A 12273-nucleotide genomic window follows, 5' to 3' on the forward strand; every position below is an offset into this window, starting at 1 on the left:
CGTGACAAAAATTATAGCTTTTGAATCAAGTGCCGACGAAACTAGTGTAGCGATTGTTGAAGATGGTCATATTGTACTTAGTAATGCGGTAGCTACACAAATTAATTCCCATCAACGCTTCGGTGGGATTGTGCCAGAAGTTGCTAGTCGCCATCATATTGAATGGATTACGCGTGTCTTAGATGATGCACTAGATGCAGCACAAGTTAGGCCTGAAGATTTAGATGGTGTAGCTGTGACTTATGGCCCAGGATTGGTTGGCTCGTTACTAGTTGGGCTGATGGGAGCCAAAACTTTCGCTCTGGCACATGATTTGCCAATCATACCGGTTAATCACTTGGCGGGTCATATTGCCGCTGCTAATTTCAATGTCCCAATTATTTATCCAGCGTTAGCATTGATGGTTTCCGGTGGCCATACTGAGCTAGTATTAATGACATCAGAAAATAATTTCGCTGTCTTAGGTGAGACTCGTGATGATGCGGCAGGTGAAAGTTTTGATAAAGTTGGTCGATTACTCAAACTCCCTTATCCAGCAGGTAAAACAATTGACGAAATGGCGCATAGGGGACAAGCAACCATTAAATTTCCAACTGCTATGGCACATGAAGATAACTATGATTTTAGTTTTTCTGGCTTAAAAAGTGCAGTTATTAACTATGTTCATCATGCTGAACAAAAGGGTGAAACAATCGATCATAACAATTTGGCGACAAGTTTTCAAAATGCTGTCGTTGATGCATTGATTGGTCGTACCAGAAAAGCCTTGAAGGATTATGACGTTAAAAGTTTTGTTTTGGCCGGTGGTGTAGCGGCCAATGGGCAGCTACGTGATGAGTTAGACGTATTATTATCACAATTCCCCAAGACGACCTTTATTCCAGTGCCACGAGAATACACAGGCGATAATGCGGCGATGATAGGTGCTGCTGGTTATTGGAACTTTAAACAACATATTTTTGCTGGATTAGATCTTAATACTAACCCTGGCTTAGATTTTGAATTATTAAATAAATAGTCACTTTGTGAATGAATCACTATCTTTTTTTGAAAAGCCTATTTATGTGATATAATAGTTATGCAAAAGTTCACAAGGTGAACATAGAGTGTGCTTTAATATTAAATAGAAAGTGACCACGTTCAGATGGTGACTTAAATGAATTGGAGAAATTATGACTCAACAACCAAAAATTCCACGTGCTACGGCAAAAAGATTGCCGATATACTTCCGTTACTTAACATTTTTACACGATGCGGGGACTGATCGCATTTCATCAGCAGAACTTAGTGATGCTATTAAATTTGATGCGGCAACAATACGTCGTGATTTTTCTTATTTTGGTGCACTTGGTAAGCGTGGTTATGGTTATGATGTGAAAGCACTATTAGATTTTTTTGCTAATGTTTTAGATCAAGACAGCTTAATTAATGTTGCTTTGATTGGCGCTGGTAATCTTGGACAAGCGCTCCTAAACTTTAACTTCCATCAATCTTCAAATATGCGTATTTCCGCTGCCTTTGACGTTGATGAAACTCGAGCTGGAACGATTATGGCTGGTGTGCCTATCTATGCCATGAGTGAGTTGACAGAACAGATTACAGCACAGCGCATTAATATTGCTATTTTAACTGTTCCACAAGGTGTCGCACAAGAGATTACTGATAAGCTTGTTGAAGCAGGGATTAAAGGTATTTTGAACTTTACACCACTGCGTGTGACTGTACCAAATAATGTGCGTGTGCAGAACGTTGATTTAACAAATGAATTGCAAACATTGGTTTATTTTATTGATAACTATGGTTCAATTACGACAGGGTTATAATTCAGATGGCTATTTTAGATTTAAATGATGCAGAGAAAGTTACCGCCTACCAAGAATTTGTTCGTCGTGATCCAAGAGGGCAGGTAACACAGGATCCGCTTTGGGGTGAATTAAAATCTAATTGGGGTCATGTCTACGTTTACCATGAGACTAATGGCCGTATTGATGCAGTTTTGTCAGTCTTAACGGTTGAAGCTGTTACTGGCAAGTTACTAGGCTATGCTGGTCGCGGGCCGATTGCGGACATCGACGATATTGATTTGATAAAGTCTATGATTGAAGAAGCTTTGACAGCTTTACCAGATAATGTATTTTTAATTCGGATGGACCCTGAAGTGCCTTACACACCAGCACGTAATACAGCTTATCAAAACGCAGGTTTTGTCACTCGTAATCGCGATATTACGCACATGCATGGCAATATACAACCACGAAAGAACGTTGTCTTATATTACGATGGTCGTGGTGAAGGCGCTAAACCAATTACCAATGAAGATGACTTGATGTTGCATTTTAAGCGTGATTATCGTAATCAAATTAGACGTGCAGCCAAGGATGGTGTGACAGTAACTTCTGGTGATAGCGAAGCCGATGTCCGGGCATTCTTTGAGACCTATGTGATGATGGCTACAGCTCAAAGTATTACACATCGTCCAATTGATTATTTCTTGCGTATGCAAAAACTATGGCAAGGGACAGGACTATTTAAGGTATTCTTAGCTCACTTTGAGGGCCATGTTGTTGCTAGTGGCATTGGCTTTAGTTATGGGGACGAAATTTGGTATATGTATGCTGGATCTGATCGTCGTTATGCCAAGCATTATGGGCCTTATGCAGTGCAGTGGCATATGTTACAATGGGGCTTGGCCCTGGGTAAAGTAGCCTACGATTTTGGTGGTGTGGGGGACTTTGTGCCAACAGATGGGCTATATAAATTTAAACATGGCTTTGCCTATCATGATCCGCATGCTGAATATATTGGTGAGCTTGATTGGGTTCTTGATGATAGTGCATATCAGATGTATCTTGAGCAATTTAGTTAAAAACCGCCAAAAGGCGGTTTTTAAAATTAATATGTTATAATTAATGAGTTATCTATGTTAAATTGAACAATACTGTATCACTACTTTCTGATACAATTTTGTTTGGCTTCGCATAGATTTTTATTCATTAACAAGTTTAATATGGCGTAATAGATTACGCATTAACATTTTTTAAAAGGTGGGAGACCAGTGAACATTAGGATGATTGCCTCTGATATGGATGGCACGTTTTTAACAGCTAATGACGAATATAGCCAAGGTCGTTTTGAGCGTATTTTGGATAATATGAAAGCGCGCGACATGCGTTTTGTCGCGGCTTCTGGGCGACAAGTTAAAAACTTACAAGAACTATTTGAACCAACAATTGGTAAAGGTTACGAAATTGACTTTGTTGGTTCAAATGGGGCTATGGTCGCGACGAGTCAAGAACAGCTATACGCTGTGCATTTATCACCAGCACAGCTATCAAAAGTGATTGCTTGGAATGCTAAAAACCCAGAATCAGCGGAAAATATTATTATTATGACTGGTGATCGGGCAACATATGTTTCTAATCATGCTACGGGGCCAGTAGCTGAGATGGTATTTCAATTTTATCCTAATGTTAAACAAGTTGAAAAGCTTATGGAGGTTGATGACCATATTTTAGAAATTACGTTTGTTTGGCCGAATGATGAAGTGCAACAACATGTTGCTGAATTACGAGAAATATTTGGTAGTGAACTTCATGCAACCGGTTCGGGATTTGGTTCGGTGGATGTGTTGGGTAAAGGTGTAGATAAGGCTGCCGGTTTGCAGGTGTTGCAGGATTATTATGATGTGTTAGACAGTGAAGTAATGACTTTTGGTGATAATGGGAACGATCTAGAGATGCTTCAAAAGTATCCTAATAGTTTTGTCATGCCAAATGCCAATTCATTCATGCTAACCGCAGTTCAAAACAAGGCTTTAAATACCAATGTCAATGATGGCGTATTGGAAACAATAGAACATTTTCTAGGTATATAATTAGTCAAAAAAAGTTAATGGTTAGCAAAAAAAATAAGGCGTCAAGCCTTATTTTTTTGGATCGGGGGACGCAAATCGATTAACAGCAATGGCTACAAAGACACCAATAAATGTATCAGCAATACGATCAATGACATAAAGCACAGTTGCCCCACTTGGAATGTTTAGTGAAATCATTAATAGTGCCGCTAGTGCACCAATGACACCGCTATTATAGTTAAAACCGTCTAAGAAAACAATGGCTACAACAACTAAAAAAGGTAAGAAAATCATTGACACCCATACTGCATGAGACGTAGACGTATGAACCATAAAATAGACTAAGGCTAGTAACCCGCCGACCATGTTTGAAATGAGACGGATCTTAGCAAAGCTTAATGTTTTATCCCAACTTTCTCTTAGCGCAAATACTGATGCCAATGCGGCAACAAATGGTGGGCGCTTGAAGAAATAGAAGGCGGTAATAATGAGCATAACGGCCATTGCTGTCTTTAGTGTGCGTAACCCGATACGGAATTTTCCGAATTGCATAGTCGCCTCCACTAATATTCTTATTATCTTATCATAAAAACATGGTAAAATCTATTTATTATAATAATGGAGGAATAATGATTATGTTCGCGCTCGAGCGTGTATACATAATTATATAAAAACGATGACAAATCCTGTAATTGATTTACTCAAGAATCATAAATCTATTCGTGCCTATACCGATAAGCCTATATCAGATGATATCGTTGAAACGATTTTCAGTGCGGCTATTGCTGGACCAAATATCAATAACTTTCAACCAGTGACTTTTATTGAAATTACCGATCAAGCATTCAAAGCAGAAATTACAGCGCAGGTTGGCATGAAATATATTGAAAGTGCTGCGCGCTATTTTGTTGTGGCAATTGATTTTAATAAGGACTTAATTGGCTTGACGCCAGAGGTGCGTCAACTGGCAGAAGAACGGTTAGCCAGTTACCCTATGTTGGAGGGGGCAATTGTTTCAGCTGGTATTGCCTTAGGACGTGCTCAAGTTGCTGCTGAATCACTAGGTTTGGGAAGCGTGACCATGGCCGGAGCGTTGGGGTCTTTTGAATTATACGAAGCGCGCTTGAAATTACCAAAATTTGTTAAGGCTGTTATGGGATTTTCCTTAGGCTATCCAGATCAAGAACCTGGCATTAAACCAAAGCTTCCTCTGTCAGGTGTACTTATGAAAGACGGTTATGATCAAACCACTTTAGAAAAAACAGTTATGGCTTATGACAACACAATGAAGGCCTATTATGCTGATCGTGGGGTTGATAGCTCGTGGTTTAAAAATAACACGAAATTATTGACTAGGGACCGAGATATGGAACCTTTATCAAATTATCCAACGCGTAAAGGTTTTAAATTATAGTAACTAAAAAAGTATGTGTGTTTTTAATTTACTCACATACTTTTTTGATTGGCGTTAATAAACGTTCCACTAAGTGCGTCAATGGACCTAAACCAAAGGTATTAATAAAATTGAAGCGGTTGTCCCAACGCCACTTTTGTGATGTCAAATCAGCAAAATAAAAATCTAAGAGTAATTGGATTGCATCTATATGTGCCCTTTTTTCAATTGTTACTTTCGCAAAATAATTGCGGTGATAGTTTGATGAAGAAAGTTGATGCAAAAGGTGTGCTATTTCATGTGCAACACGAAAATCATAACTAAAGTGCGTTTCATAATTGCAATTAATAATAATCACACGCTTATTTAAATTCACCACATCAGGATCATAGGCTGAACCGTGAAGGTGAAGTATAGTTAATTTATTTTGGTAAATAATACGCTCAAAATATTCTTGAATCGCATCACTTTTAAATGAAGGTCGCTGCTCAGTATTTTTTAGCATCAGGTAATGTTTTTAAAATAGAGAGAATAGCTTGTCGATATTCTGGTGATAGCTCTTTACCTTCAAAAGATAATAGCAGTTTATCGTTATCAAGTTGTTCACCTAAGTCAATTGTGTAACGATCAGTTTTATCATTTTCATGGGTAGTGATACCTGCTATATCTAAAATTTCGTTCTCAGAAATTCTTAGACCTTTAGCAATTTTATAGAGTGTTTCAACCTTAGGTATATTTTTATTACCATTCTCAATTTGAGATAAGTAGGCAGGTGATATGTGCCCTTGGAGTGCTGTTTGACGAACAGTAAAATGCTTTTGCACGCGTATTCTTTTAATTTCTAAACCGAAAATTTCTTTAGATATCATATTATCAATTGTTTTCCTTGTTGCAATGTATTATGTACAACTATAAAGCAAACAATAAACAAATGTAAAACAAATAACTGAAAAAACGTTTGACGATGTGATACAGCGACTGTATAATAACAACATAGTAATAATTAAAAAAGGGGCAATATTGTGGCATTAACATTGAAATTTAAAAATCCGGAACAGGTCAAAGAAAAGATAGCCATGCAAGGTGAGACAATTGCTGGATTTTCAAGACGAATAAGCGTTAATTACTCGCTGATGGTTGAATATCTAAATACCAAAAAATTTCCATCACCACCAACAGCCAAAAAGATAGCGGATGGGCTAGAAATGGCTATCGGGGATATTTTTTCGATTTAATGTTTACTAAAGTAATACAAAAGCGGTTAACCGCTTTTTTTATTTGAAAAAAATACCATTATTCGTATAACCGTATAACAAGATACCATGTTTTAAAGGAACACATTGTGACGTGATAATGTTTAAAAAATAGAAATCCCTTTTTTGATATTAATGGCCAAAAAATACAATGATTTTAAAAAATTAAGATGTTAATATAAGCACTAGCTATAATCAAAGGGTGGTGTCAAACGAGTAAACTAGTGATTTCGCTAGCTAATAGTGCGTAAATATTAGCAAGTAAAGTAACGTTGTGACAACCTATCAAGGGGGAAAAATGGAAAATAAAAAAGAACATTAATATCATTATGATTGTTTTAGCAGCTGTGTTTCTTGATCGAGGGACAACTGCCAGAATAACATTTGGTAGTCTTATCTTACCAATTCTTTTAAAAATCACACCTAGTGAACAAGTCTTAACAGATAGAACCTTTTCTGTGCTTGTGGGCGGTACTATTTTTGCTATTGGCGTGGCATTATTGTATCGTGTTGATGCATCGAGTGGGGGTACAGCAGTGCCGCCAATGATTTTAAAAAAATATTTTCGTATTGCGCCAGCTGTTTCATTGTTAGTTATTGATATGGTTGTCTCGTTAGGTAACTTAGTAACGGAAGGGATCGAAGCATTATTATTAGCTTTCTTTTCTTTGATGATTACCGCAGTTGTCATGAATTATATTGAAACTGGATTAGATAGACGCAAGATGGTTTATATTACAAGTAATCATCACATCAATGCAGTTAAAGACTATTTATCAGAAAATGAGACTGGTTATACAGCAATGGATGTTCGTGGTGGTTATACTGGTGATGGTCGTGAAATGTTAATGGTTATTTTAGATAACCACGATTATAATCGTTTAATTCGCGGTGTGCACCAAGTTGATCCAGAAGCATTTATGATAGCTTATGATATCAGTGAAGCACATGGTGGAACTTTCTTATAGAGAACAATTACCTAAGCAGATGAAGTCATTTTCTAATGATGAAAATGTGCTTTTTTTATTGACAATTCATGGTAAAGTGCTATACTTAAAATTGTAATTAGCACTCATTGTAAAAGAGTGCTAAAACTTAAAAATCGGAGGTATTGTCTCATGTTGAAGCCATTAGGTGATCGCGTGATTATTGAAGTAACAGAAGCTGCAGAACAAACAGTTGGTGGCATTGTTTTAGCTAATAATGCCAAGGATAAGCCAGTCACAGGTAAAGTTGTGGCTGTTGGTTCAGGCTATGTTCTAAACGATGGTTCAAAGCAAGACCTAACAGTTAAGTCTGGTGATCAGGTCTTGTTTGATAAGTATGCAGGGCAAGAAGTATCATTTGAAGGGGCAGATTATCTGGCACTTCATGAAAAGGATATTGTTGCGATTGTTGAGTAACAACAAAAGAGACGTAGTCACTTTTTAAGTGAATTCAAAATATAACGATAAAAATTCTAAAGAGGTATTTTAACAATGGCTAAAGAATTAAAGTTTTCAGAAGATGCACGTGCTAAGATGAAGGCTGGCGTTGATAAGCTTGCTGACACAGTTAAGACAACAATTGGTCCTAAGGGCCGTAATGTTGTTTTGGAACAGTCATACGGCGCACCAACGATCACAAATGATGGTGTAACAATTGCTAAAGCAATTGAATTAGAAGATCATTTTGAGAATATGGGCGCTAAACTAGTCGCTGAAGTCGCCTCAAAGACAAATGATATTGCTGGTGATGGCACAACAACAGCAACGGTTTTGACACAAGCAATCGTTGCAGAAGGCTTGAAAAACGTCACAGCTGGGGCTAACCCAGTTGGTATCCGTACGGGTATTGAAAAGGCAACTGCGGCTGCTGTCGCAAAATTGCATGAAATGTCACATACAGTTAATACAAAAGATGAAATTGCTCAGATTGCTTCAATTTCAGCGGCTAATGAAGAAGTAGGTGCTTTAATTGCCGAGGCAATGGATAAGGTTGGTAATGACGGTGTCATTACCATTGAAGAATCAAAGGGTATTGAAACAACACTCGATGTTGTTGAAGGTATGCAATTCGATCGAGGTTACATGTCACAGTACATGGTAACTGACAATGACAAGATGGAAGCAAACTTGGATAATCCATACATCTTGATTACAGATAAGAAGATTGGTAACATTCAAGATATTTTGCCTGTGTTACAAGCTGTTGTTGAGCAAGGTCGTGCGATGCTAATTATTGCTGATGATATCACCGGTGAAGCATTACCAACACTTGTACTAAACAAGATGCGTGGTACATTTAATGTTGTTGCGGTTAAGGCACCAGGATTCGGTGATCGTCGTAAAGCACAACTTGAAGACATTGCTATCTTAACTGGTGGTACGGTTATTACCGAAGATCTTGGATTGAATTTGAAAGATGTTACAATTGATCAGCTTGGACAAGCAAGCAAGGTTAATGTGACAAAGGACAACACAACGATTGTGGAAGGCGGTGGTGACAAAGCAGCTGTAGCAACGCGTGTGGAAACAATTAAGCAACAAATCGCTGAAACAACTTCTGACTTTGATCGCGAAAAGTTACAAGAGCGTTTGGCAAAATTGGCTGGTGGTGTTGCCGTCATTAACGTTGGTGCAGCAACCGAAACTGAACTCAAGGAACGCAAGTATCGTATCGAAGATGCTTTGAACGCAACGCGTGCAGCTGTTGAAGAAGGTTTCGTTGCTGGTGGTGGCACAGCGCTTGTTAATGCCATTTCTGCTGTAGAAGCTTTGTCAGAGGCTGGCGATGTACAGACTGGCATTAACACAGTGATTAAGGCGCTTGAATCACCAGTACGTCAGATTGCTGAGAATGCTGGCCTTGAAGGCTCAGTAATTGTCAACAAGTTGAAAGATCAAGACGAAGGATTTGGTTACAATGCGGCAACTGATGAATGGGTTGATATGATTGCCGCTGGTATCGTGGATCCAACTAAGGTAACACGTTCTGCCTTGCAAAATGCAGCCTCTGTCTCAGCTTTGTTGTTGACTACTGAGGCGGTAGTTGCTGAAGAACCAAAAGATGAAACACCTATGCCTATGCCACAAGGTGGTATGCCAGGCATGATGTAATGAAGTGATACAGTCAAACGATAACCTTTTTGATAGGGTTTATCGTTTTTTTGTGAATTGATAAAGCTTCAGGGTTGCGGTATACTGTCATAGAAACTAATTAAGAGTTGCCAGCGAGCAATCATTGGAGGCGTATATGATTATTTACTTTTCACAGGGTGGGCATACGAAAAAGGTTGCAGAGGAGATAGCCAACAAAACAGGCGATCGCTTATATGCTATCGAACCAGTTGTACCCTATCCAAGTAGTACAATATTAGCAACGCCACGTATTACTAAGGAAATTGCTACACAGAGCATACCAGAAGTCAAAAAAGCGCCGACAGATGTGTTATCAGATGATACGATATATCTCGGTTATCCAATGTATGGCATGGACATGGCACACGCTATGCGCGGATTTTTGGCAGTAAATGATTTATCCGGAAAGACGATTAAGCCTTTCATAACGAGCGGAACAAGCACCGTTAGTATGAGTCTCAAAACGCTCCAACAATTAGCCTCAAATAGTGTTATCGATAACAGTTTTGATCCTAAACAGTTATAGAAGTGTTTTTTAATTAAGATGAGTAAAGCGCAGCTGTTTGTAATAAACATAAACTGCGCTTTTTATTGTTGTTTGAATTGTTTTAAAAAGCGGTCGGGGGAGAGATAGATTGTGAATTTTTATAGTGTTAATTTTTTAAGTCAGAATGCTAACTTGAACGATACGATTGTCATTTATACTATGGTAGTTGTTTTTGGATTAATGGCGGTTGGTGCAGTTGCCTCATTACGAAATCGTTATAATACTAAATATCGAGACTTAAGTATTATTGCATTATTGTTGTTTTTATTTTTAGCAGGTGCTAGATATACAGACTATGAACAAGCAAAGTCAAATGATACACAAGTAACGCAGATGCCTTCTTTTGCACAAAAAGTTGCTGAGACACAACATGTAAGTAAAAATGACCTCTATTTTAATCAAAAAACGATCAATGATGGCATGATTGTTAAAATAAAGGACAAGTTTTTTCGGATGACAATTAGTCCTGACCAACAGTCTTATACATTAACGCGAACTTATATTACAGCAAAGGAGATTAACTATATCAAATGACAACCTATTTTCCGATTTTAATTAAATTAGCGATTGGTTTGTTAGCGTTAATTATCCAAATTAATATTATGGGTAAAGGTAATTTAGCGCCTACATCAGCACTAGATCAGGTTCAAAATTATGTATTAGGTGGCATTATTGGGGCAGTGATTTATTCCGATACCATTACTATTTTCCAATTTACGATTGTGCTTATTATTTGGACGATGCTCGTGATGTCGTTGAAATTTGCTAAGCAACATAACAACCTTGTTAAAAAGCTAATTGATGGGCAACCACGCGTCGTGATTGAACGTGGTCAAGTTCGTGTCGATAATGTGTTACGTGCCAGTATGACGGCTGATGAATTAATGTTTAAGCTACGGACACAAGGGATTTATAAAATTGCAGACGTCAAGCGGGCTATTTTGGAGCAGAATGGGCAATTAACTGTGATAGAATTTGGTGATGATAGCATTAAGTATCCCATTATTTACGATGGCCAAATTAATGTGGATGTATTAGAGATGGTTGATAAAACAGAAGACTGGCTCAATGATCAGGTTAAGGCACAAGGTTATCAGCACATTGGCGATATCTTTATTGGTGAATTTATTGATGGTGAGGTGCGGTTAGTTGCTTATCATAAAACTCAAAGTTAGCTGACGATATTTTTCTGGTAAAATAAAAGACTAGAGGTTGAAAAAATGACACCAAAACAGTTTTTAGACTTAGTTGAGATTCGTGTTGTGATTCCTAGTGTGGCCCCTTTAATGGTCGGATTAGCCTATAGTCAGTGGCAATATGGCCGTTTAAATTGGACCAACGCACTATTACTCATAATCGCGACAGTATGCGTTCATTTAGCAGTTAATACATTTAATCGCTATGAAGACTCAAAACGACAAAAAGAAAATGAGTTTTTGCGTGAAGCAGCACAAGGTGAAGTGATTTCTAACAAGCAGGTACTGTACGTTGCTGCAGGGTTGGCATTGATTGCCGCCATTGCTGGTGTTGTAGTTGCTGTGCGTACTGATTATGTGACATGGATTATTGGTATCGTCAGCTTTTTAATTGGTTATTTGTACTCGGCAGGACCCAAACCAATTACTAATACGCCTTTTGGAGAAATTGTTTCAGGCATCACCATGGGTTATTTCATTTTTGTTGCCCAGGTATATGTCAATACACGTATGGTACCGATGCCAAGTGTATTATGGCAATGGTTTATGGTCAGCTTGCCTTTGACAGTGTTTATTGCAGAAATTATGTTGGCCAATAATATCGCAGACCATGCTGAAGATGAACGTAACAACAGACATACGATTGTTCATTATACTGGTATCGCTGCCGCAAAAAAGCTTTATCTATTTTGGGCAATATTAGCCGTGGTGGCGTTGTTGATTGTGACGTACGTTGGTTGGTTACCGGTGACAAGTTATGCAATTATTATTTTGTTACCTTTGATTATCAGTAATGCGCGTCATTTTACTGCCCGGCCAATCAAAAAAGAGACCTTCATATTGGCTATCAAAAACTTAATCATTGTTATGCTCGGTATGACAGTAGCGATTCTTGCTGGTATATTGATTTGA

General features: G+C 38.1%; 16 protein-coding genes. 13 read left to right on the forward strand and 3 right to left on the reverse strand.

Annotated elements, in window-relative coordinates:
- Position 1 precedes the first annotated feature (1 nt).
- From tsaD to FAZ25_RS04545, 4 genes are all read left to right on the forward strand, one after another.
- The gene (gene tsaD, locus FAZ25_RS04530; RefSeq protein WP_004906769.1) at positions 2–1018 is read left to right on the forward strand and encodes a tRNA (adenosine(37)-N6)-threonylcarbamoyltransferase complex transferase subunit TsaD; all 1017 of its coding nucleotides are present in this window, start codon (positions 2–4) and stop codon (positions 1016–1018) included.
- A gap of 154 nt (positions 1019–1172) precedes the next feature.
- Complete coding sequence (locus FAZ25_RS04535; protein WP_004899069.1) at positions 1173–1823, forward strand: redox-sensing transcriptional repressor Rex; 651 nt, start codon at positions 1173–1175, stop codon at positions 1821–1823.
- 5 nt (positions 1824–1828) lie between these two features.
- On the forward strand, positions 1829–2866 hold the full coding sequence (locus FAZ25_RS04540; protein ID WP_004905568.1) for a peptidoglycan bridge formation glycyltransferase FemA/FemB family protein: 1038 nt from the start codon (positions 1829–1831) through the stop codon (positions 2864–2866).
- A gap of 189 nt (positions 2867–3055) precedes the next feature.
- Positions 3056–3874: an HAD-IIB family hydrolase gene (locus FAZ25_RS04545; RefSeq protein WP_036058290.1), complete on the forward strand. Its 819-nt coding sequence runs from the start codon at positions 3056–3058 to the stop codon at positions 3872–3874.
- Between the two features lie 48 nt (positions 3875–3922).
- Here the strand turns inward: FAZ25_RS04545 and FAZ25_RS04550 are convergent, their stop codons facing one another.
- Complete coding sequence (locus tag FAZ25_RS04550) at positions 3923–4405, reverse strand: aromatic acid exporter family protein (RefSeq protein ID WP_004899061.1); 483 nt, start codon at positions 4403–4405, stop codon at positions 3923–3925.
- Positions 4406–4529: 124 nt separating this feature from the next.
- Between FAZ25_RS04550 and FAZ25_RS04555 the strand changes: the two genes are divergently transcribed.
- Positions 4530–5267: a nitroreductase family protein gene (locus tag FAZ25_RS04555; protein ID WP_004906763.1), complete on the forward strand. Its 738-nt coding sequence runs from the start codon at positions 4530–4532 to the stop codon at positions 5265–5267.
- A gap of 28 nt (positions 5268–5295) precedes the next feature.
- Here the strand turns inward: FAZ25_RS04555 and FAZ25_RS04560 are convergent, their stop codons facing one another.
- Both FAZ25_RS04560 and FAZ25_RS04565 read right to left on the reverse strand, forming a co-directional pair.
- A complete protein-coding gene (locus FAZ25_RS04560; protein ID WP_155280157.1) occupies positions 5296–5751 on the reverse strand; it encodes an ImmA/IrrE family metallo-endopeptidase in 456 nt (151 codons plus the stop codon).
- Positions 5735–6115 carry a helix-turn-helix domain-containing protein gene (locus FAZ25_RS04565; protein WP_155280156.1) on the reverse strand — a complete coding sequence of 127 codons (381 nt, stop codon included), beginning with the start codon at positions 6113–6115 and terminating at the stop codon, positions 5735–5737. The genes FAZ25_RS04560 and FAZ25_RS04565 overlap by 17 nt, the downstream gene beginning before the upstream one ends.
- Before the next feature lie 153 nt (positions 6116–6268).
- Here FAZ25_RS04565 and FAZ25_RS04570 point away from each other — a divergent pair, with 153 nt between their 5' ends.
- From FAZ25_RS04570 to FAZ25_RS04605, 8 genes are all read left to right on the forward strand, one after another.
- The gene (locus FAZ25_RS04570) at positions 6269–6481 is read left to right on the forward strand and encodes a helix-turn-helix transcriptional regulator (protein WP_004905583.1); all 213 of its coding nucleotides are present in this window, start codon (positions 6269–6271) and stop codon (positions 6479–6481) included.
- 347 nt (positions 6482–6828) lie between these two features.
- Positions 6829–7467 carry a YitT family protein gene (locus FAZ25_RS04575; protein ID WP_371812528.1) on the forward strand — a complete coding sequence of 213 codons (639 nt, stop codon included), beginning with the start codon at positions 6829–6831 and terminating at the stop codon, positions 7465–7467.
- A 150-nt stretch (positions 7468–7617) separates the two neighbouring features.
- The gene (gene groES, locus FAZ25_RS04580) at positions 7618–7902 is read left to right on the forward strand and encodes a co-chaperone GroES (protein WP_004901550.1); all 285 of its coding nucleotides are present in this window, start codon (positions 7618–7620) and stop codon (positions 7900–7902) included.
- A 75-nt stretch (positions 7903–7977) separates the two neighbouring features.
- Positions 7978–9597: a chaperonin GroEL gene (gene groL / locus FAZ25_RS04585; RefSeq protein WP_004906732.1), complete on the forward strand. Its 1620-nt coding sequence runs from the start codon at positions 7978–7980 to the stop codon at positions 9595–9597.
- Positions 9598–9733: 136 nt separating this feature from the next.
- Entirely contained in the window at positions 9734–10144 is a 411-nt protein-coding gene (locus FAZ25_RS04590) for a flavodoxin (protein WP_004906729.1), read from the forward strand.
- 111 nt (positions 10145–10255) lie between these two features.
- Positions 10256–10699 carry a DUF3290 family protein gene (locus tag FAZ25_RS04595; RefSeq protein ID WP_004906727.1) on the forward strand — a complete coding sequence of 148 codons (444 nt, stop codon included), beginning with the start codon at positions 10256–10258 and terminating at the stop codon, positions 10697–10699.
- Positions 10696–11340: a DUF421 domain-containing protein gene (locus tag FAZ25_RS04600; RefSeq protein ID WP_004905436.1), complete on the forward strand. Its 645-nt coding sequence runs from the start codon at positions 10696–10698 to the stop codon at positions 11338–11340. Before FAZ25_RS04595 ends, FAZ25_RS04600 begins: the two co-directional genes overlap by 4 nt.
- Positions 11341–11385: 45 nt before the next feature.
- Complete coding sequence (locus FAZ25_RS04605) at positions 11386–12273, forward strand: prenyltransferase (protein ID WP_004906724.1); 888 nt, start codon at positions 11386–11388, stop codon at positions 12271–12273.

It is taken from the genome of Leuconostoc sp. LN180020 (genome assembly GCF_014844115.1).
Taxonomy (GTDB): Bacteria; Bacillota; Bacilli; order Lactobacillales; family Lactobacillaceae; genus Leuconostoc; species Leuconostoc citreum.